General features: G+C 65.3%; 19 protein-coding genes. 5 read left to right on the top strand and 14 right to left on the bottom strand.

Going from position 1 to position 19,013, the window contains the following annotated elements:
* Positions 1-67 precede the first annotated feature (67 nt).
* The 6 genes from cobA to LZ005_RS17835 are packed head-to-tail and all read right to left on the bottom strand — an operon-like array spanning position 68 to position 6,040.
* Positions 68-823 carry a uroporphyrinogen-III C-methyltransferase gene (gene cobA, locus LZ005_RS17860; protein WP_237809858.1) on the bottom strand — a complete coding sequence of 252 codons (756 nt, stop codon included), beginning with the start codon at positions 821-823 and terminating at the stop codon, positions 68-70.
* A gap of 8 nt (positions 824-831) precedes the next feature.
* A complete protein-coding gene (locus LZ005_RS17855; protein ID WP_237809857.1) occupies positions 832-2,154 on the bottom strand; it encodes a sulfate adenylyltransferase subunit 1 in 1,323 nt (440 codons plus the stop codon).
* The gene (gene cysD, locus LZ005_RS17850; RefSeq protein ID WP_237809856.1) at positions 2,154-3,086 is read right to left on the bottom strand and encodes a sulfate adenylyltransferase subunit CysD; all 933 of its coding nucleotides are present in this window, start codon (positions 3,084-3,086) and stop codon (positions 2,154-2,156) included. Before cysD ends, LZ005_RS17855 begins: the two co-directional genes overlap by 1 nt.
* 3 nt (positions 3,087-3,089) lie before the next feature.
* Positions 3,090-3,806: a phosphoadenylyl-sulfate reductase gene (locus tag LZ005_RS17845; protein ID WP_237809855.1), complete on the bottom strand. Its 717-nt coding sequence runs from the start codon at positions 3,804-3,806 to the stop codon at positions 3,090-3,092.
* A gap of 1 nt (position 3,807) precedes the next feature.
* Complete coding sequence (locus LZ005_RS17840) at positions 3,808-4,359, bottom strand: DUF934 domain-containing protein (RefSeq protein ID WP_237809854.1); 552 nt, start codon at positions 4,357-4,359, stop codon at positions 3,808-3,810.
* A complete protein-coding gene (locus tag LZ005_RS17835; RefSeq protein WP_237809853.1) occupies positions 4,352-6,040 on the bottom strand; it encodes a nitrite/sulfite reductase in 1,689 nt (562 codons plus the stop codon). The genes LZ005_RS17840 and LZ005_RS17835 overlap by 8 nt, the downstream gene beginning before the upstream one ends.
* 149 nt (positions 6,041-6,189) lie before the next feature.
* On the opposite strand from LZ005_RS17835, the gene LZ005_RS17830 reads away from it, so the two are divergent.
* Positions 6,190-7,131 (top strand): CysB family HTH-type transcriptional regulator, encoded by a 942-nt coding sequence (locus tag LZ005_RS17830; protein ID WP_237809852.1) that lies wholly within the window; start codon positions 6,190-6,192, stop codon positions 7,129-7,131.
* Here the strand turns inward: LZ005_RS17830 and LZ005_RS17825 are convergent, their stop codons facing one another.
* Entirely contained in the window at positions 7,132-8,037 is a 906-nt protein-coding gene (locus tag LZ005_RS17825; RefSeq protein WP_237809851.1) for a LysR family transcriptional regulator, read from the bottom strand. It abuts the gene before it with no gap.
* 110 nt (positions 8,038-8,147) lie between these two features.
* Here LZ005_RS17825 and LZ005_RS17820 point away from each other — a divergent pair, with 110 nt between their 5' ends.
* Positions 8,148-8,786: an NAD(P)-dependent oxidoreductase gene (locus LZ005_RS17820; protein ID WP_237809850.1), complete on the top strand. Its 639-nt coding sequence runs from the start codon at positions 8,148-8,150 to the stop codon at positions 8,784-8,786.
* Between the two features lie 119 nt (positions 8,787-8,905).
* Entirely contained in the window at positions 8,906-9,856 is a 951-nt protein-coding gene (locus tag LZ005_RS17815; protein WP_237809849.1) for a porin, read from the top strand.
* Here LZ005_RS17815 and LZ005_RS17810 read toward each other — a convergent pair.
* The 3 genes from LZ005_RS17810 to LZ005_RS17800 form a co-directional block, all read right to left on the bottom strand.
* The gene (locus LZ005_RS17810; protein WP_237809848.1) at positions 9,853-10,638 is read right to left on the bottom strand and encodes a sensor histidine kinase; all 786 of its coding nucleotides are present in this window, start codon (positions 10,636-10,638) and stop codon (positions 9,853-9,855) included. The two genes, LZ005_RS17815 and LZ005_RS17810, sit on opposite strands and share 4 nt — an antisense overlap.
* A 151-nt stretch (positions 10,639-10,789) precedes the next feature.
* Positions 10,790-11,554, bottom strand: coding sequence for a LytTR family DNA-binding domain-containing protein (locus LZ005_RS17805; protein WP_237809847.1), 765 nt, complete (start codon positions 11,552-11,554; stop codon positions 10,790-10,792).
* 26 nt (positions 11,555-11,580) lie between these two features.
* The gene (locus LZ005_RS17800) at positions 11,581-12,840 is read right to left on the bottom strand and encodes a sensor histidine kinase (RefSeq protein ID WP_237809846.1); all 1,260 of its coding nucleotides are present in this window, start codon (positions 12,838-12,840) and stop codon (positions 11,581-11,583) included.
* A gap of 210 nt (positions 12,841-13,050) precedes the next feature.
* Here LZ005_RS17800 and LZ005_RS17795 point away from each other — a divergent pair, with 210 nt between their 5' ends.
* Positions 13,051-13,986, top strand: a complete 936-nt coding sequence (locus LZ005_RS17795; RefSeq protein ID WP_237809845.1) for an exopolyphosphatase — start codon at positions 13,051-13,053, stop codon at positions 13,984-13,986.
* A gap of 142 nt (positions 13,987-14,128) precedes the next feature.
* On the opposite strand, the gene LZ005_RS17790 is transcribed toward LZ005_RS17795, so the two are convergent.
* The 3 genes from LZ005_RS17790 to LZ005_RS17780 form a co-directional block, all read right to left on the bottom strand.
* On the bottom strand, positions 14,129-15,007 hold the full coding sequence (locus LZ005_RS17790) for a GGDEF domain-containing protein (RefSeq protein WP_237809844.1): 879 nt from the start codon (positions 15,005-15,007) through the stop codon (positions 14,129-14,131).
* Between the two features lie 72 nt (positions 15,008-15,079).
* Entirely contained in the window at positions 15,080-16,336 is a 1,257-nt protein-coding gene (locus LZ005_RS17785) for a nitronate monooxygenase (protein WP_237809843.1), read from the bottom strand.
* A gap of 14 nt (positions 16,337-16,350) precedes the next feature.
* Positions 16,351-16,836 (bottom strand): YajQ family cyclic di-GMP-binding protein, encoded by a 486-nt coding sequence (locus LZ005_RS17780; RefSeq protein ID WP_237809842.1) that lies wholly within the window; start codon positions 16,834-16,836, stop codon positions 16,351-16,353.
* Positions 16,837-16,979: 143 nt separating this feature from the next.
* On the opposite strand from LZ005_RS17780, the gene murB reads away from it, so the two are divergent.
* Positions 16,980-17,990 carry a UDP-N-acetylmuramate dehydrogenase gene (gene murB / locus LZ005_RS17775; RefSeq protein WP_237809841.1) on the top strand — a complete coding sequence of 337 codons (1,011 nt, stop codon included), beginning with the start codon at positions 16,980-16,982 and terminating at the stop codon, positions 17,988-17,990.
* Here the strand turns inward: murB and LZ005_RS17770 are convergent.
* Entirely contained in the window at positions 17,987-19,003 is a 1,017-nt protein-coding gene (locus LZ005_RS17770; protein WP_237809840.1) for a diguanylate cyclase domain-containing protein, read from the bottom strand. The two genes, murB and LZ005_RS17770, sit on opposite strands and share 4 nt — an antisense overlap.
* Positions 19,004-19,013 lie beyond the last annotated feature (10 nt).

The raw sequence follows: 19,013 nt of genomic DNA, 5'->3' as shown, positions 1-19,013 counted from the left end.
CTTACTGCTTTCCTTCGTTTACAGCGGGTTCATCCCGGTAATCCGCGATGAGCCCATTTTTTTAAGCTCAGGCGTGGCGGCGTTGGGGGGCGTGCTGGGTGGCGCTGCTTTGCTGCTGGGGGCGGGCGCGCAGCGATTCGCCGATCATCACCAGCACCGGGCCGTGCGCGGCATCGAGGCCGCGGGCGAGGTCGGCCAGACACATGCGCAGCTCGCGCTGCTCGGGGCGGCTGACGTTTTCCAGCACGATCACCGGCAGCGCGGGTGAGCGGCCCTGCGCCAGCAAGGCCTGGGCGGTGGCGATCGCTTCCCGGCCGCCCATGTACTGTACCAGGGTGTCGCTGTCGGGCACGCCGCTGCTGGCCGCTTCCTCGGGCGCCGTGGCGGACGTGAAGAAGGCCACGCTGCGTGCCACGCCGCGCTTGGTCAGCGGCTGCTTGCTGGCGGCCGCGGCGGCCAGCGCGGTGGTGATGCCGGGGACGACTTCGACGTCAATGCCGGCCGCTTCGAGCGCGCTGAGTTCTTCGTCGGCACGCCCGAACAGCATCGGGTCGCCGCCCTTCAGGCGCACCACCAGCGCATATTTGTGGGCGCAGTCGATCAGCTGCTTGTTGATGAAATGCTGGGCCGTCGAGCGTTGGCCGCAGCGCTTGCCGACCGCGATCTTCTTGGCCTGCGGGCACAGGGCCAGCATGTCCTCGGTCACGAGGGCGTCGTGCAGCACGACATCGGCGGCGGCCAGCAGGCGGGCGCCGCGCAGGGTCATCAGATCCTGGGCGCCGGGGCCGGCCCCGATCAGATACACCTTGCCGAGCGTGCGCATGGCGGGCCTCAGGCGGGCAGGCGGATCATGCCGGCCGCCACCGTCTGGTGGGTGACTTCATCGATGAGGATGAAGGCGCCCGTCGCGCGGATGTCGGCATAGGCGTCGGCCGCCAGCGGCTGCTGCACGGCCAGCTCGATGCGGGCGATGTCGTTGAGCTTGAGGCCCTCGGCGCTGCGCCGTTCCTGGGTGTTGATGTCCAGCAGGCTGTCGATCGCCTTGACCTTGGCGGCGGTCTGCTTGGTGCCGTGCTTGAGCCAGTACTTGCGGCGCAGATCGAGCGGCTCTTCGCTGAGCCAGCAGACGTCGGCCTGCACCTGCTTGAGCAGGGTGGCCGGCCGCTCGGCCGCAGCCAGCACGTCGCCGCGCGAGACGTCGACGTATTCGTTGAGCAGCAGGGTGACCGACTTGCCGGCCGCGGCGCTCTGCAGCGGACCGTCGAAGGTCAGGATTTCCTTGACGGTCGCGCGCTGGCCCGAGGGCTGCACCAGCAGTGCGTCGCCGACGGCGACGGCGCCGGCTTCGATCCGGCCCATGTAGCCGCGGAAGTCGTTCGCCTCGTGGCCGTTGTGGCGCGCCACCAGCTGCACCGGGAAGCGGAACGGCTGGGCGTGGGCTTCGTCGTACACGGACAGGTTTTCGAGCACCTCGATCAGGGTCGGCCCCTGGTACCAGGGCATCTTGTCGCTGGCCTCGACCACGTTGTCGCCGACCAGGGCCGACAGCGGCAGCGGCGTCACCTGGCGGATGCCGAGCGTGTCGGCGAAGCTGCGGTAGGCGGCCACGATACGCTCGTAGACGCGCTGGTCGTAATCGACCAGGTCCATCTTGTTGACGGCCACGATCACGTGCTCGATCTGCAGCAGGTGGGCAATCGTCGAATGGCGCTTGGTCTGGGTCAGCAGCTCGACACTGCCGTCCGCGCCGAGCTTCACCTTGGACACGTCGATCAGGATGATGACGGCGTCGGCGGTGGAGGCGCCGGTGACCATATTGCGCGTGTACTGCTCGTGCCCGGGCGTGTCGGCGATGATGAACTTGCGCTTGGGCGTGGCGAAATAGCGGTAGGCGACGTCGATCGTGATGCCCTGTTCGCGCTCGGCTTCGAGGCCGTCGGTCAGCAGCGACAGGTCGATGGTGTCGCCCACGGTGCGCTTGTGCTTGGCGCGCGAGACGGCGGCCAGCTGGTCGGCGAAGATGCCCTTGCTGTCGTACAGCAGGCGGCCGATCAGGGTGCTCTTGCCGTCATCGACGGAGCCGGCGGTGATAAAGCGCAGCAGGCCCGCTGCGCTGTCCGGTCGTGCTTTGCTGTGTTCGTTCATGGCATTCATCAGAAGTAACCTTGTTTCTTGCGTTTTTCCATCGAGGCTTCCGAGGTCTGGTCGTCCATGCGCGTGGCGCCGCGTTCGGTGATCTGGGTGACGGCCGTCTCGGCGATGATCTGCTCGACGGTATTGGCCTCCGAAGCCACCGGGCAGGTGCAGGAAATATCGCCCACGGTGCGGAAGCGCACGACCCGCGTTTCCACGCTTTCGCCGTCGCGCGCCGGGGTCAGCTCGGTCAGCGGCACCAGCAGGCCATTGCGCGGGATGACCTGGCGTTCGTGCGCGAAATAGATCGAGGGCAGGGCCAGCTGCTCGCGCGCGATGTATTGCCACACGTCGAGCTCGGTCCAGTTGGAGATCGGGAACACGCGCATGTTCTCGCCCGGATGGACGCGCGTGTTATACAGGTCCCACAGCTCGGGGCGCTGGGCCTTGGGGTCCCACTGGCCGAATTCGTCGCGGAAGGAGAAGATGCGTTCCTTGGCGCGCGCCTTTTCCTCGTCGCGGCGGGCGCCGCCGATGCAGGCGTCAAAGCCATGCGCTTCGATGGTTTCGAGCAGGGTGACGGCCTGGGCGGCATTGCGCGAATCGGTGGCCGGATTGCGCAGGCGCACCGTGCCTTTGCGGATCGAGTCTTCGACGGCGCCGACGATCAGGCGCTCGCCCAGTTCGGCCACGCGGGCGTCGCGGAAGGCGATCACTTCCGCGAAATTGTGGCCGGTGTCGATGTGCACGAGGGGGAAGGGGAATTTGCCGGGGCGGAAGGCCTTTTCGGCGATGCGCAGCAGGACCACGGAGTCCTTCCCGCCCGAAAACAGCAGGGCCGGATTGCTGCACTCGGCGGCCACCTCACGCATGATGTGGATGGCCTCGGATTCGAGCGCATCGAGGTGGCGGGCGTTGACGTCGGCGAGGACGGAGTCGGTCACAGTGGTCATAACTTAGGCGGAGACTTGTTTAATTCGGATGAGCTTGCCGTCGACGAGGTGCAGGCCGCATTCTTTCTGGTCGGGGTTTTCCCACCACCAGCGGCCGGCGCGCACATCCTCGCCCGGCTCGATCGCGCGCGTGCAGGGCGCGCAGCCGATCGAGGGATAGCCCTGATCATGCAAGGGATTATAGGGTACGCCCTGGGCGCGGATGTAATTCCAGACGTCCGCTTCGCTCCAGTCGGCCAGGGGGTTGAACTTCTCCATGCCGCGCGCGCTGTCGTGCTCGTGCACGGGCAGGTCGGCGCGCGTGACGGCCTGGGCGCGGCGCTGGCCGGTGATCCAGGCGCGCTGGCCTTGCAGCGCACGGTTCAGCGGCTCGACCTTGCGCACCTGGCAGCAGGCATGGCGCAGCGCGATGCTGTTGTAGAAGGCGTTCAGGCCGTGGGCGCTGACATAGGCCTCGACCGCTTCCGGCGCGGGCCGGTAGACGCTGATCGCCTGGCCGTAGTGGGTGGCAATGGTGTCGAGCATGGCCAGAGTCTCGGCATGCAGGCGCCCGGTGTCGAGCGTGAAGATGCCGATCGGCAGGGCGTTACGCAGGATGAGGTCGGTCAGGACCATGTCCTCGGCGGCCAGGCTCGAGGCGAACACGGCCGGCGAAAACTCGGTCGCCACCTGGCGCAGCACAGCCGTGCTGGCGTCGATGCGGGCTTGCAGATCGCTCATCTCAGATCCCCGCGCCGATGTCGTTGAGTTCGGGCGCGAGGCCACGTGTGACGCGGCGGAACAGCGGCAGGCGCTGGTCGACCGAGGCCGAATACACTTCCGAGAAATCCGTCAGGCCCTTGAGCGCGTCCTCGATCGGGCGGTCGGGGCGGGTGGCGAAGGCATTGAAGCCGACCCGCTGCATGGCGAACAGCTGGTCGCGCAGCACGTCGCCGATGGCGCGCAGCTCGCCCGTGTAGCCGAGCCGGGTGCGCAGGTTCCAGGCATGCGAGTAGCCGCGCCCGTCGGTGAACTTGGGGAAGTCGATGGCGACCACTGCCAGACGCTCGAGCTGGCCCTGCAGGGCGCGCGGGTCTTCGTCGGGCGCGATCCAGACGCCGAGGGCAGGGCGGCTGGCCAGTGCCGGCTGCTGGGCCAGGTAGACGGCCAGCGGCACGATCACTTGACCAGCGGGCACGCTGACGCTGGCGGCGTCCTGGCCTTCTTCCAGACGCAGCAGCTGCCACGTGTCCGCGACGATGGCGCGGTCCTTGATGATGCGTTGCTCAGACATATTCATCCTCTCCGTGCAGCAGGCCAGTGCTGATGGGGCTGGCATACACGTGTTCCTTGAAGGGCGTGATGCCCAGGCGTTGTACGGTGTCGACAAAGCGCTCGCCCTCGACGCGCTCGCGCACATACACGTGCAGCAGGCGGGCGATGACTTCGGGCATCTGCAGGGCGCTGAACGAGGGGCCGATGATCTTGCCGATCGCCGTGGCATTGCCCTGGGCGCCGCCGATCGACACCTGGTACCACTCGGCGCCATCCTTGTCGACGCCGAGCACGCCGATATTGCCGACGTGGTGGTGGCCGCAGGCATTGATGCAGCCCGAGATATTCAGTTCGATCTCGCCGATGTCATGCTGGTAGTCGATGTCGTCGAAGCGCTCGGCAATCGCGGCCGCAATCGGGATCGACTTGGCGTTGGCCAGCGAGCAGAAGTCGCCGCCGGGGCAGCAGATCAGGTCGGTCAGCAGGCCGATATTCGGCGTGGCCAGGCCCTTGGCCTTGATTTCCTGCCACAGGGCGAACAGCTGGTCCTGGCGCACATCGGCCAGCACCAGGTTCTGCTCGTGGGTGGCGCGCAGTTCGCCGAAGCTGTAGCGCTCGGCCAGATCGGCCACGAAATCGAGCTGCTCGGCGGTGGCGTCGCCGGGCGGCACGCCGGTTTTCTTGAGCGACAGCACCACGGCCGCATAGCCGGGCATCTTGTGCGGCTTGACGTTGCGCTGCAGCCAGTTGGTAAAGGCCTTGTTGTCGGCATGCGCGGCGCGCACGTCGATGTCGTCCAGGGCCGCATAGGCGGGCGGGCTGAACCAGGCCGCCACGCGCTCCAGCTCGTCCTGGGTCAGCGTGCCTGCGCTGTCGCGCAGATCGGCCCATTCGGCCTCCACCTGGCGCGCGAATTCCTCCACGCCCGTGGCCTTGACCAGGATTTTGATGCGGGCCTTGTACTTGTTGTCGCGCCGGCCGTACAGGTTGTACACGCGCATGATGGCCTCGATATAGGTCATCACATGCTGCCAGGGCAGGAATTCGCGGATCACGCTGCCGATGATCGGGGTGCGGCCCATGCCGCCGCCGACCAGTACGCGGAAGCCGACTTCGCCGGCCGCATTGCGCACGGCGTGCAGGCCGATATCGTGCACCTGGGTGGCGGCGCGGTCCTGGGCGGCGCCGCTGATGGCGATCTTGAACTTGCGCGGCAGCGCGGCGAATTCCGGATGGAAGGTCGACCACTGGCGCAGGATTTCAGCGAAGGGGCGCGGATCGACGATCTCGTCCGGCGCCACGCCGGCGAACTGGTCGGTCGTGATATTGCGGATGCAGTTGCCCGAAGTCTGGATCGCGTGCATCTCGACCGAAGCCAGATCGTCGAGAATGTCGGGCGTCTCTTCCAGATTGATCCAGTTGAACTGGATGTTCTGGCGCGTGGTGAAGTGGCCGTAGCCACGGTCGTACTTGCGGGCGATGTGGGCGAACATGCGCACCTGGCACGCGGCCAGCAGGCCATACGGCACGGCAATGCGCAGCATGTAGGCATGGCGCTGCATGTAGAGGCCGTTCTGCAGGCGCAGCGGCAGGAATTCGGCTTCCGTCAGCTCGTCGGCCAGGCGCCGGCGTACCTGGTCGCGGTACTGCGCAATGCGCTGTTTGACGATGAGATGGTCGTATTGGTCGTAGCGATACATGCGTGATTTCCGATTGGACACAGGGGCAATGCCCCACATTTCCCGAAATAGTAATAAACTCTTCCTTTATTCCCTACGACTTAGTATTCATTTGCTTATATGCGCATTTGGCATAAGCAAAATCGCGGGTAACTATTGAATAGATTGCAATGAATCTCCATCAGCTGCGTTTCGTGCGCGAGGCCGTGCGCCAGAATTTCAACCTGACCGATGCGGCCAAGGCCCTGTTCACTTCGCAGCCCGGGGTGTCCAAGGCCATTATCGAGCTCGAAGAAGAGCTGGGCGTGGACATCTTTACGCGCCACGGCAAGCGCATCCGCGGCCTGACCGAGCCGGGCCGGCTGGTCTTGCAGTCGGTCGAGCTGATCATGCAAGAGATCGACTCGCTCAAGCGCATCGGCAAGGAATACGCGGCCCAGGACAGCGGCAGCTTCACCATCGCCACCACCCACACCCAGGCGCGCTACACCTTGCCGCGCGTGGTCCAGGCCTTCATGCAGCGCTTTCCCAAGGTGCGCCTGTCTCTGTTGCAGGGCAACCCCAAGCAGATCGCCGAGATGGTGCTGCGCGACCAGGCCGATCTGGCCATCGCCACCGAGTCGATCGCCAGCGTCGACGGCCTGGTGACCCTGCCATGTTACCAGTGGGAGCATGTGGTGATTGTTCCGCCTGAGCATCCGCTGCTGCGCGCCAAGCTGCTGAGCCTGGAAGACATCGCCAGTTATCCGATCATCACCTATGACGCCGCCTTTGCCGGGCGCAACAAGATCGACCACGCCTTCCAGCTGCGCGGGCTCAAGCCCGATATCCTGCTCGAAGCCATCGACGCCGACGTGATCAAGACTTATGTCGAACTCGGCATGGGGATCGGCATGATCGCCGGCATGGCCTTCGATCCCGAGCGCGACCGCAATCTGCGCGCGATTCCGGTCGGCCATCTGCTGGGCATGAATGTCTCGCGCGTGGCCATCAAGCAGGGCGCCTATCTGCGCAGCTATGTCTACACCTTCATCGAACTGCTGGCCCCGACGCTGAACCGCAAGATGGTCGAGTCGGCCATGCACGGCAGCAAAGACAACTACGAACTCTGATCAGGCCTGGGCCAGCCAGGCGCGGTAGAAGTCGACGAAGGCCTGTACCTTGCGCGGCAGCTGGCGCCCGGGCGGGAACACGGCGAACACCCCGCCGGTCGGCAGGCGCCAGGCGGGCAGCAGGCGCACCAGCTCGCCCGAGGCCAAGGCCGCCTTCAGGCTGAATTCCTCCAGCACACTGACACCGGCGCCGGCCGCCAGCAGGGCGCGCAGCGTCGACGGCGAATCGACGCGCAGGCGCGAGCGCAGGTGCAGCACCTGGCTGCTGCCATCGGGCGCGCTGAAGGTCCAGCTGAGCGGCGTGCGCAGCAGGCTCAGGGCCAGCCAGTCGAGGGCCAGCAGGTCCTCGGGGCGCTGCGGCAGCGGCCGTCCCTGCAGATAGGCGGGCGCGGCCACCACATACTGTTCAAAGTCGCGCAGGCGCACGGCGCGCAGGCTCGAATCGCGCAGCCAGCCCATGCGGATCGCCACGTCGATGCCTTCCTCCACCAGATCGACTACCCGGTCGCTCGAGCGCAGATCGATCTGCAGCTCCGGGTGCAGGCGCGCGAACGCGGCCACGGCCGGGGCCAGCGACTGCGCCGCATGCTCGACCGAGGTGGCGATGCGCAGGCTGCCGCGCAGCACGCCCGGCGCGCCCGGGGCGGCCTCCATCGCGTCCCACAGGCGGCTCAGCAAGGGCGCCGCCTCGGCATACAGGGCGGCGCCGGCCTCGGTCAGCACCACCTTGCGCGTGGTGCGCGTGAACAGGGCCAGCCCCAGTTGCTTTTCCAGACGCGCTACTTCGACGCTGACCTTGGCCGGTGCCACGCCAAGGCGCTGGGCCGCGGCCGCAAAACCGCCGCTGTCGGCCACGGCAGCGAAGACGGCCAAGTCGTTGAGGTCGGGGCGGCCGGGCAGGGACATGGGTAATTATTAAGAAAAACAGATGAATGAATTATGTGTTCTATCGTTTATCTAATCAATCGTTTTCGGCAAGATGGCGTCATCTATTGACCACCTTGAAAGGAAAGATCATGAAAATTGCCCTGATTGGCGCCACCGGCTTTGTTGGCAGCGCGCTGCGCGATGAGCTGCTGCACCGTGGCCACGCGGTGACGGCCCTGGTCACCCGTCCCGAGCGCCTGGCGGCGCAGCCCGGCCTGACGGCCCTCAAAACCGATGTGCTCGACAGCGCGGCGCTGGCGGCCCAGCTGGCCGGGCACGACGCGGTGATCAGCGCCTTCTCCGGCCATGCCCAGGCCGATGTCTACGGCTACTACGTGCGCGGCATCCGCGCCATCATCGATGCCACCCGCGCGGCCGGCCTGCGCCGCCTGCTGGTCGTCGGCGGGGCCGGCAGTCTCGAAGTGGCGCCCGGCCTGCAACTGGTCGACACGCCCGCCTTCCCGGCCGAATGGAAGGGCACGGCCGAGGGCGCGCGCACGGCGCTGACCCTGCTGCAGGCGCAAACGGCGCTCGACTGGACCATGCTGAGCCCGGCCGCCCACCTCGTGCCCGGTCCGCGCACTGGCCAGTTCCGCCTCGGCGGTGATCAGCTGCTGGTCGACGCCAAGGGCGAGAGCCAGGTCTCGGTGGCCGACTACGCGGCCGCCATGGTCGACGAACTGGAGCAGGGCCGCCACCTGCGCCAACGCTTCAGCGTCGCGTATTGATATTCCCCAAGGCTTGTGAGGGTAATCTTCCTTGCAGTGCAACATGTCACATTGTTGAAGCAATTTCTGTTCAGAATGCGCGGCCAGTAGTTCCTCTTCAACAAACCATGAGCATTCAAGTGAAAAAGATTACTCTCGCAGCCCTGATCCTGTCCGCCTTCGCCGCTTCGGCCCAGGCCCAAAGCACCAATGTCCAGATCTACGGTCTGGTCGACCTCGGCTTTGCCAAAATCAGCGGCCAGTCGCTGATCGAGCGTGAAAATCACCCCTCGCGCCTCGGCTTCCGCGGCACCGAAGACCTGGGTGGCGGCCTGTCGGCCGTGTTCAACCTGGAACAGGAAATCCTGGCCGACACCGGCGCCCAGAAGGGCAACCTGTTCGACCGTCAATCCTGGGTCGGCCTGAAGGGTGACTTCGGTACCGTCTACCTGGGCCGCACCAAGAATATCGTCGACGGCGCCCAGGGCAAAATCGAGCCCTTCGGTGCTGACGGCTACCTCGGCAAGATCAATGAAGCCGCCTTCCGCGTCGGCGTGTCGTCCTCGCGCGTGTCGAACGCGCTGACCTATGTCGCCCCGAAAACGGCCGGCGTGACCTTCTCGGCCCAGTACGTGGCGTCGGAAGTGTCGGGCGCCAAGGCCGGCTACGACCTGCTGGTCCAGTACGAAGACGGCCCGGTCTACCTGCACGCCGGCTACGAGAAAGCCGTCCAGGCAGCCGCCACCACGACCGATCAACCGTCGATGTGGATGTTCGGCGGTGCCTACAAGTTCGGCGACCTGCGTCTGTCGGCGGCCCACGCTTCGGGCGACACCCACGTGGCGGCCACCGGCGAGTACAAGGCCAACCAGTTCGGCGCCAACTACACGCTGGGCCAGGGCGACCTGAAGCTGTCGATCCTGCGTCAGAAAAACAGCAACAACAAGTACAGCGACAAGGACATGGTGAAAACCATCAACGCCGGCTACGAGTACCACCTGTCCAAGCGCAGCGACCTGTACGCCCAGTACGGCCGCGAGCAGGTGAAATCGCAGAACGTCATCCAGATCGGCATGACGCACCGCTTCTAATCTGACACAGGCAGGGTGATATCGATGCGCGTCCCGCGCGCATCGCCCCCTGCGATGTGCAGATCGCCGTTGAGCGCCCAGACCCGTTCGCGCATGCCGACCAGTCCGAGCGAGCCCGGCTTCTCCAGGTCCGCGGCAGTGATGCCGCGGCCATCATCCTGGATCGTCAGCAGCAGCTGATGGTCGATCCGGTCGACATTCACCAGAACATGCTGGGCGCCCGCGTGGCGCGCGATATTCGTCAGCGCCTCCTGCACCAGGCGGTAGATGGCGGTGCTGCGGCGTTCATCCTGCGGCAGATCGGTTTCCTCCGCGTACAGACGGCAGGCGATGCCATGGCGCGTCTCGAATTCCTTGCGCAGGCCCTGCAGGGCGAAGAACAGGCCGCCCTCGTCGAGGGCGCGCGGGCGCAGGCCGGCCGCGATGCGGCGCAGCGAGGTGATCGCGGCCAGCAGATGTTCATCCATGCCATGGGCCAATTCGGCCGCGCGCTGCGGCTGTTCGCGCAGCAGGGCCACGTCCATGCGCAGGGCGGCCAGCAGCTGCCCAAGATCATCATGCAATTCGCGGGCGATGCGCGTGCGTTCCTCTTCGCGAATGCTGATCAGGGCATTCGACAATTCACGCAGGCGGGACGAGGAGCGCCGCAGACGGTGGGTGAGCGGGTGAGGGCGCAGACCGGCTGCCGGCCAGTCCGTGGCGCGCCGCCCCACCCGGGAGCGCGGAGCGGGCGCCAGCAACTGGCGCCGCAGCCACGCGCCGAAACGAGAAAACAGGGCCATAGGGCCGCAGCCTAGCGCGTGTTCCGGATGTCCGGCTTGATATTCCTCAATGTTTACGCGCGCCGCCCCAGCGTCTTTCCGCCCAAACAAATCGGGGTCAGACCCCATTTATCCGGACGGAAAAATGGGGTCTGACCCCGATTTTTCTGGCTTACATCTGTTTGAACAGGTGCAAGAAGGAGCGGCTGACTTCGAGGCGCTCGGGGCGGCCTTTGATCATCACCAGGTGGCGTCCGCGGATGTCGCGCGTCACGCCTTCAATCGCGTTGACATTGACCAGGGTGGCGCGGTGGATCTGCCAGAACAGCTGCGGATCGAGCTCCTCGGCCAGATCGCGCACGGGCTTGCGGATCAGGGCTTCGAATTTCTCGGTCTGCACGCACGTGTATTTTTCGTCGGAACGGAAGAACAGGATGTCCTCGACCGGAATCATGCGCAGGTCCTGGCCAATGCTGGCCTGGATCCACTGCAGGTAGTTCGGCTTTTTGGTGATCTTTTCGGCCAGCTGGGACAGCATCGCCGTCACGCTCTCGTTGATCGCCCCGCCTGCGGCCGGCTTGGCCAGGCGCTGCTTGAGGCGCTCGACCGTCAGCTGCAGGCGCTCGGGCTCGGTCGGCTTGAGGATGTAGTCGATCGCGCCCTTTTCGAAGGCTTCCACCGCGTACTGGTCATAGGCGGTGACGAACACGATCATGCTGGCGTCGCCGATCTCGGCGGCAGCTTCCATGCCGGTCTTGCCGGGCATGCGGATGTCGAGAAAGGTCAGGTCGGGCTTGAGCTCGTCGACCAGGGCAACGGCTTCCTCGCCATTGGTGGCTTCGCCGAGAATCTCGAGCTCGGGCCAGACCTGGGCTAGGCGCATGCGCAGCTGTTCGCGCATCAGTCTTTCGTCGTCGGCAATGATGGCAGTGGTCATGGTGGTGTCGTGGTGGATAGGCGCGCTCAATTATTCATGGGTTTGGCGTTTTTATCAACGGAGGCGAGCTGGTAGGGCACCTCGATGGTGGCGATCACGCCGCTCGGTACATTGGGCGTGATGGACAGACTGGCGCGCTCGCCATGCAAAAGCTTGAGGCGCTCGCGCGTATTGGTCAGGCCCAGGCCGGTACCCTTGCTCGGATTGACGCCGAAACCGACGCCATCGTCCTTGACCATCACGCGCAGCTTGCTGTCGGCCACCTCGGCCTGCACGCTCAGGGTGCCGCCCTCGGGTTTGCATTCGAGCCCATGCTTGATCGCGTTTTCCACCAGGGTCTGCAGCATCATCGGCGGGAAGGCGGCCGAGCGCAGGCCGTCGGGCACGTCGAAGTCGACCGTCAGGCGGTCCTCCATGCGCATTTTCAGCAGCTTCAGATAGGCTTTGACCATCTCCGCCTCGCGCCCGAGATTGCTTTCGGGCGAGGCTTCGCGCATCTGCGGCAACACGGCGCGCAGGTACTGGATCAGGGCGCGCTGCATGGCCGAGGCGCGCGGCGGGTCGGTTTCGATCAGGTATTCGACCGAGGCCAGGGTATTGAACAGGAAGTGGGGCTCGACCTGGGCCTGCATCATCTGCATGCGCGCCTCGGACAGCTGGCGGTGCATCGATTCGCGCTCGGCGGCGGCGGTGGCGCTGGCCATTTCGGCCTCGGCGCGCTTTTTCCCGCCCATCAGGGCCTTGGTGCCGAACAGGGCCAGGATCAGCAGCGAGACGAAGCTCTTGAACCAGGTCGAGGCCTGCTTGTGGTAGCGGTTGGACTTTTGCTCGGCCGCGTCCTCGACGGCCACTTCGATGGCGTTCGACAATTCCTCGGAGATCTGGGGCGGCAGCTCGATGTGGACTTCGGAGCCGTTTTCCGTATGCGCGGGCGACAGCTCGCGGCCCTTGGGCGCCTCCGGCACCGACGGCGCCGAGGGCGGATTGAGCACCGGCGGCGCGCTGGCATTGCGCGGGATGAAGTGGATGCCGCTGTCGTCGATCTGGATATTGGCCTCGCCGCGCCCGCGCTTCGGCTTCTTGCTGGTCTGCTGGACCACTTCCTCGTCGGCGCCCGAGAACAATTCCTCCTGGACGATGCTGGCCGCGATCAGGGACACGGCCGCGAAGATCAGGAATTTCCACCACGATAGCTGGGTCACCCAGTCGGCTGTGGCGTCAAAGGCGCGATGCAGCCATCCAAGGCTGGTCGAAAGCATTGCTTGGGGCGATCGCCGGGCTTCCATCGGGGCTCTTCTCTCTCTACGGTGGGTGCGAGGTTGCCAGTATAGGGCCTGCGCGCGCCCCTGGGCGGCGTTTGCGATGGGCTGCACAAAAAGCCGACTGGACTGCAAGGATTTGCCACTGTGCAGGGGGGCGCGGGCTTGGTATGATTGTCCGTCCGGACATGCCAGTCCGGCAACGGTCTTGTCATTCTTTCCTTGAAGGGTGTTGCGATGTCTGCTGAAGCCAAAAAATTCCGCCTGGTGACCCGTTCCGACTTCGACGGCCTGGTGTGCGCGGTGCTGCTCAAGCACCTGGACATGATCGATGACATCCTGTTCGTGCATCCGAAAGACATGCAGGACGGTAAGATCGCGATCACGGACCAGGACATCACGACCAATCTGCCCTATGTGGCCGGGGTGCATCTGGCGTTTGACCACCACCTGTCCGAGACGATCCGCAATACGGGCGAGCGCAGCAACCACATCATCCAGCCCGATGCGCCCTCGGCTGCGCGGGTGGTCTACAAGCACTACGGCGCCGACAAGTTCCCCGCTTCCTGGCACGACATGATGGCGGCCGTCGACAAGGGCGACTCGGCGCGCTTCTCGCGCGAGGAAGTGCTCGATCCCAAGGGCTGGGACCTGTTGAACTTCCTGATGGATGCGCGTACCGGCCTGGGCCGCTTCCGCGACTTCCGCATCTCGAACTACCAGTTGATGATGGACCTCATCGACTACTGCAAGAACCACACGATCGAGGAGATCATGCGCCTGCCGGACGTGAAGGAGCGCATGGACCTGTATTTCGATCACGCCGAGAAATGCAAGGAGCAGATCCGCCGCTGCGCCACCGTGCACAAGAATCTGGTGGTGCTCGATCTGCGCAAGGAGGAAACCATCTTTGCCGGCAACCGCTTCATCATCTATGCGCTGTTCCCCGAGCAGAATATTTCGATCCACGTGCTGTGGGGCCTGAAAAACCAGAACACCGTCTTCGCCACCGGCAAGTCGATTCTGAACCGCACGTCGAAGACGAATATCGGCGCCTTGATGCTCGAATACGGCGGCGGCGGCCACGAGAATGCCGGCACCTGCCAGGTCGACAATGAGATGGCCGACGATGTGCTGGGCGCGCTGATCCAGCGCATCACCACCGAAGGCTGAGGCAACCCGCCCGCCAAAAAAGGCGCCAAAGAAAAATCGGGGTCAGACCCCATTTATCTCGAAAGAAAAATGGGGTCTGATCCCATTTTTCTGGGTGGATAAATGGGGTCTGACCCCGATTTGTTTGGTGGGAAAGTTTGGCTCAGGCGTGGCGCAGGGCGCGCAGGCTGAGACTGACACAGCAGTTCTTGCCCTGGCGCTTGGCCTGGGCCAGGCGGTCCTCGGCCAGGCGCAGCAGGGTCGGTTCGTCGTCGCCGTCGTCGAGCTGGTCGACCAGCACGGCGCCGATACTGGCCGTGACCTGCGGGTCGTGGATGGCCATGGCCTGCACCACCTGCGCGCGCACGCGCGCCAGCACGCTGTCGAGCACGGCCAGGTCGGCATGCGGCAGCACCATCACGAAGCGGTTGTCGCGCAGCCGCGTCAGGACATCGATGTCGCGCAGGCCGCGCTGGATGGCGCGCGCGATGTCGCTCAGGGCGATGTCGCCGAAACGCTGGCCGTACTGGAAATTCAGGCGGGCGAAATGGTCGATGTCGAGCACGGCCAGGCCGAACGCCACCTGGCTGTGGCGAAAGCGCGCCGTCTCGCGCCGCAGCGCCCGTTCGAGCGCGCGCTGGTTGTAGGCGCCGCTGGTGAAGTCGAACATGTTCTCCTCGATCAGCTGGCTGACCAGCTGGCGCGTCCAGTCGGACACGGCCACAAAGGCGAGGAAACTCAGGCCCAGCGACAGGGTCGAGACCAGGTGCTCGAGCGCACTCGCATGCTCGGGGTAGTTGGGCTCGAGCGCGACCGCATTGATGGCCCAGGCCAGCAGGGCCACCAGGTAGGCGGCCTGGCGCGAGCAGGTGAAGGCGGCCAGAAAAATCGGCAGATAGTAGAAGCCCGACAGAATCACATACGGCGGCAGGGCCAGGTCGACCACGCCGAGCACCACCACGCCGAGGACGAGGGCCAGCAGCCGCACCGCATAGGGCAGGCGCTCGAAGGACTGGATCAGATGGCGCAGGGGTTTGAACATGGTGTCCGATGATAAGCGATTCGCCAAGAAAAACGGCGCCCGCAGGCGCCGTCCTGGCCAGACCGGGCGGCTTCAGTCTTCGCGCGCGGGCAGGGCGATTTCATTGTTCTTGCTGAACTGGTAGTCCTTGAACACGTGCTCGGCCGTCAACAGCTGGTAGCTGCCGTCGGCTTTCTTGTGGGTCGTGTCCTTCAGGCGGTAGGTGTAGTGGCCGCAGGTCCAGCAATTGAAGTTGCGCATGTGCGTGCACAGGCAGGTCTTGTCCATCACCTTGATGTCCTTGGCGTCCGGATGCAGGGTGATTTCGCGGTTGTAGGCATTGATGTAGGAGCACTGGCCGCTGGCGTCGAGCAGATAGCCATAGCTTTCGCAGCCGGGGCGGATGCCGGAACCGATGGCCGGGGTGTTCTTCAGCATGCGCATCGGGTAGCCGGTCGGCGAGACGCCATTGACTTCGATGTCCTGCTCGGAGGCCTTGAAGTATTCCTGCTTGACGTCGTCCGGCAGGCCGCATTCCTTGGTGACGGTGAAGCGGGTCGCCACCTGCACGCCGGCCGCGCCTTTTTCGAGGAAGCTGACGGCATCGCTGCCCGTAAACACGCCGCCGGCGGCGATCACGGGGATGTTCAGGCCTTCCTCGCGCACATAGGCGATCACTTCGTCCATGATGGTGTGCAGGTCGTACTCCTGCCAGTCATCGAGGCCGAAGCCGAGGTGGCCGCCAGCGAGCGGACCTTCGACGATCACATAGTCGGGCAGGCGGTTGAGCTTGGCGTTCTTGCGCAGGAACAGCTGCAGCGCGCGCACCGAGGACACGATGATGCCGAGCTTGGCTTCGCGAAAGCGCGGGTGGTCGGCCATCAGGGCGAAGGAACCCAGGTGCAGGCCGGCCGACAGGGTGATGCCGTCGATCCCGGCGTCGAGGGCGGCCGCCAGGCGCACGCGCAGGGTTTCCTTGGGCGCGTTCATGGACAGCTTTTCCATGCAGTTCACGAAGATCAGGCCCTTGCCTTGCTTGGCCTGCATGGTGCTGGCCACGTGCAGTCGGGTGGCCTCGGCCAGCTTGTCCAGATCGAACTGGACGACGGCCTTGTCCATGTTATTGATGTTGTACTTGTACTGCCGGGTCTTGTCCTTGATGAAGGACGTATCGAATTTGCGGTCGGCCACGTCGTGCACCATGGCGTCCGAGATATGACCGATGCCGCCGAGGCGCGCCGCCTCGAGCGCCAGTTCGGAAGTCGAGATATCGACCCCCATCCCGCCGATCATGATCGGCACATATTCCTCGGTGCCGAAGCGCAGGCGGAAATCATCAACACATTTCATTTCGGGGCACAGCCTTAATCGCGGAAGTTATTGAATTCGAGGGGCAGGTCGCTGACGTCCTTACGCAGCAGGGCGATGGCCGCCTGCAGATCGTCGCGCTTGGCGCCGCTGACGCGCACGGCGTCGCCCTGAATCGAAGCCTGGACCTTCATCTTCGATTCCTTGATCAGTTTGACGATGCGCTTGGCGTCCTCGGTCTGGATGCCGTTGCGGATCTTGATGACTTGCTTGACTTTGTCGCCGCCGACCTTCTCGACCTTGCCTTCATCGAGGAAGCGCACATCGACGCTGCGCTTGGCGAGTTTATTGGTCAGGACGTCCTTCACCTGCTGCAGCTGGAAGTCGGCATCGGCATAGCAGGTGATCTCGTGTTCCTTGTGCTCGACGCGGGCATCGGTGCCCTTGAAGTCGAAGCGGGTGCTGATCTCCTTGCTGGCCTGGTCGACGCCATTGCGCACCTCGACCATGTTGGCTTCGCAGACGACATCGAAAGATGGCATGGGGACTCCTTCTGGGACGCGGGCGCCAAGCGCCCGATTTTCAAAATGCCGATATTTTAGCTGACAAGGCGGCCCGTTCCGCCCTTACCCACCTGTTTTATATGGGTTTGCTTCTATAATGCGTCAAAAGGAACACCGCACCCATGATCCGTCGTCACGCCAGCCTCGCCTCCCTGAACACGTTTGGTATCGCCGCTTCCGCCGAAGCCCTGGCCGAGATCCACTGCCTCGATGATCTGCGCGCCGCCTGCGCCGACCCGGCCGTGGCCGATCTGCCGCGCGTGGTGCTGGGCGGCGGCAGCAATGTGCTGCTGGTGCGCGACACCTTGCCGGCCCTGGTGCTGCACATGGCCATCCGCGGACGCGAACGGCTGGGCCAGGAGAACGGGCGCGAACTGGTGCGCGCCGGCGCCGGCGAGGTCTGGCATGCGTTCGTGCAGTGGACCATCGCGCAGGGTCTGGGCGGACTGGAGAACCTGTCGCTGATTCCGGGCACGGTGGGCGCCGCGCCGATCCAGAACATCGGCGCCTACGGGGCCGAAATCCAGGACGTGTTCCATAGCCTGCGCGCCTATGACCCGGCCAGCGACACGGTTGTGACGCTGGACGCGGCGGCCTGCCGCTTCGGCTACCGCGACAGCGTGTTCAAACACGCCGAGGGACGCGCCCTGATCATCCTCGATGTCTGCTTTGCGCTGCCGTGCGCGTGGACGCCGAACCTGCGCTATGCCGAGCTGGCCCAGGCCGTGGCAGGCCTCTCGCCGCTGACGCCGGCGGCTGTCAGCGCGGCCGTGGTGGCGATCCGCCAGCGCAAGCTGCCCGATCCGGCCGTGATCGGCAATGCGGGCAGCTTCTTCAAAAATCCGGTGGTCACGCGCGCCCAGTGCGAGGACCTGCTGGCGCGCTTTCCGACCCTGGTCCACCACTGGCAGGCCGACGGCAGCGCCAAGCTGGCGGCCGGCTGGCTGATCGACCAGTGCGGCTGGAAGGGGCGCGATCTGGGCCGCGCCGGCGTCTATGAAAAGCAGGCCCTGGTGCTGGTCAACCGCGGCGGCGCCAGCGGGCGCGAAGTGCTGGCCCTGGCCCACGTGATCCAGGCCGAGGTGCTGGCGCGCTTCGGCGTGCAGCTCGAGGCCGAGCCGGTCTTCCTTTAAATCGGGGCGCTCAGCACGCGATTGCGCCCGGCCTGCTTGGCCTGGTACAGGGCCTGGTCGGCCGCTTCGACCAGCATCTCGGGCGTGTAGGCGGGCGAGGGCAGGAAGGTGGCCACGCCGATCGACAGCGTGACATAGCGGCCGTGGCTGGCGCTGGCATGCTCCATGCGCAGGCTGGCCAGATGGGCGCGGCAGGATTCGGCCACCGTCAGCGCGCCCGGGTTGTGGGTGTCGGGCAGCAGAATCGCAAACTCTTCGCCGCCATAGCGCGCCGCCAGATCGGCCGGGCGCTTCAGGTGCTCGGTCAGAATCGCCGCCACCTTCTTCAACACCATGTCGCCGGCCGGATGGCCGTAGTGGTCGTTATAGGCCTTGAAGCAGTCGACATCGCACAGCAGCAGCGACAGCGGTTGCTGCTCGCGCGCGGCGCGCGCCCATTCGCTGCGCAGGGCCTCGTCGAAACGGCGCCGGTTGGCGATGCCGGTCAGGCCGTCGAGCGCGGCCAGCTTGTGCAGTTCGATATTCGCCTCGGCCAGTTTCTGCTGGCTCTCGCGCAGGAAGCGGAAGGCCTCGTCGCGCTGCAGGCGGTGCTGATAGGCCTGCGAGTGGTAGCGCAGGCGCGCCAGCAGTTCGAGCCGGTCGGGCAGCTTGACCACATAGTCGTTGGCGCCGGCGGCGAAGCTGTGGGCCTTGATCGCCGCGTCGTCCTTGGCCGACAGCACGATGATCGGCGTGGCCTCGGTGGCGGCCTGGGCGCGGTAGGCCTGGATCAGGGCCAGTCCGTCGGCGTTCGGCATCACCAGGTCCTGCAGGATCACGGTCGGCTGCAGGCGCGCGGCGGTGGCGGCGGCGCGCCCGCCATCGGTCTCGTAGTGGAATACGATGTCGGGCTCGCCTTCGAGCAGGCGGCGCACGGCCTCGACGATGATCAGCTGGTCGTCGACCAGCAGCACGGTGGCGCGGCGTGGCTGGGTTTGCAGGCTGTGCAGGGTGTGACCGACAGTTGCTTCCAATTGGCTCAAG

Origin of the sequence: Massilia sp. TS11 (genome assembly GCF_022012445.1) — a bacterium.
Lineage (GTDB): Bacteria > Pseudomonadota > Gammaproteobacteria > Burkholderiales > Burkholderiaceae_D > Telluria.
The sequence above is the reverse complement of the archived record's forward strand: the minus strand, read 5'-3'. Positions and strand labels throughout refer to the sequence as shown.

Excerpts from the sequence above, each read along its gene's own strand:
- LZ005_RS17805 (WP_237809847.1), bottom strand. The coding sequence starts at position 11,554 with ATGACCACTGCCATCATTGCCGACGACGAAAGACTGATGCGCGAACAG.
- murB (WP_237809841.1), top strand. The coding sequence starts at position 16,980 with ATGATCCGTCGTCACGCCAGCCTCGCCTCCCTGAACACGTTTGGTATC.
- LZ005_RS17840 (WP_237809854.1), bottom strand. The coding sequence starts at position 4,359 with ATGTCTGAGCAACGCATCATCAAGGACCGCGCCATCGTCGCGGACACG.
- LZ005_RS17810 (WP_237809848.1), bottom strand. The coding sequence starts at position 10,638 with ATGGCCCTGTTTTCTCGTTTCGGCGCGTGGCTGCGGCGCCAGTTGCTG.
- LZ005_RS17800 (WP_237809846.1), bottom strand. The coding sequence starts at position 12,840 with ATGGAAGCCCGGCGATCGCCCCAAGCAATGCTTTCGACCAGCCTTGGA.
- cysD (WP_237809856.1), bottom strand. The coding sequence starts at position 3,086 with ATGACCACTGTGACCGACTCCGTCCTCGCCGACGTCAACGCCCGCCAC.
- LZ005_RS17780 (WP_237809842.1), bottom strand. The coding sequence starts at position 16,836 with ATGCCATCTTTCGATGTCGTCTGCGAAGCCAACATGGTCGAGGTGCGC.
- LZ005_RS17825 (WP_237809851.1), bottom strand. The coding sequence starts at position 8,037 with ATGTCCCTGCCCGGCCGCCCCGACCTCAACGACTTGGCCGTCTTCGCT.
- LZ005_RS17845 (WP_237809855.1), bottom strand. The coding sequence starts at position 3,806 with ATGAGCGATCTGCAAGCCCGCATCGACGCCAGCACGGCTGTGCTGCGC.
- LZ005_RS17830 (WP_237809852.1), top strand. The coding sequence starts at position 6,190 with ATGAATCTCCATCAGCTGCGTTTCGTGCGCGAGGCCGTGCGCCAGAAT.
- LZ005_RS17785 (WP_237809843.1), bottom strand. The coding sequence starts at position 16,336 with ATGAAATGTGTTGATGATTTCCGCCTGCGCTTCGGCACCGAGGAATAT.
- LZ005_RS17855 (WP_237809857.1), bottom strand. The coding sequence starts at position 2,154 with ATGAATGCCATGAACGAACACAGCAAAGCACGACCGGACAGCGCAGCG.
- cobA (WP_237809858.1), bottom strand. The coding sequence starts at position 823 with ATGCGCACGCTCGGCAAGGTGTATCTGATCGGGGCCGGCCCCGGCGCC.
- LZ005_RS17820 (WP_237809850.1), top strand. The coding sequence starts at position 8,148 with ATGAAAATTGCCCTGATTGGCGCCACCGGCTTTGTTGGCAGCGCGCTG.
- LZ005_RS17795 (WP_237809845.1), top strand. The coding sequence starts at position 13,051 with ATGTCTGCTGAAGCCAAAAAATTCCGCCTGGTGACCCGTTCCGACTTC.
- LZ005_RS17835 (WP_237809853.1), bottom strand. The coding sequence starts at position 6,040 with ATGTATCGCTACGACCAATACGACCATCTCATCGTCAAACAGCGCATT.
- LZ005_RS17790 (WP_237809844.1), bottom strand. The coding sequence starts at position 15,007 with ATGTTCAAACCCCTGCGCCATCTGATCCAGTCCTTCGAGCGCCTGCCC.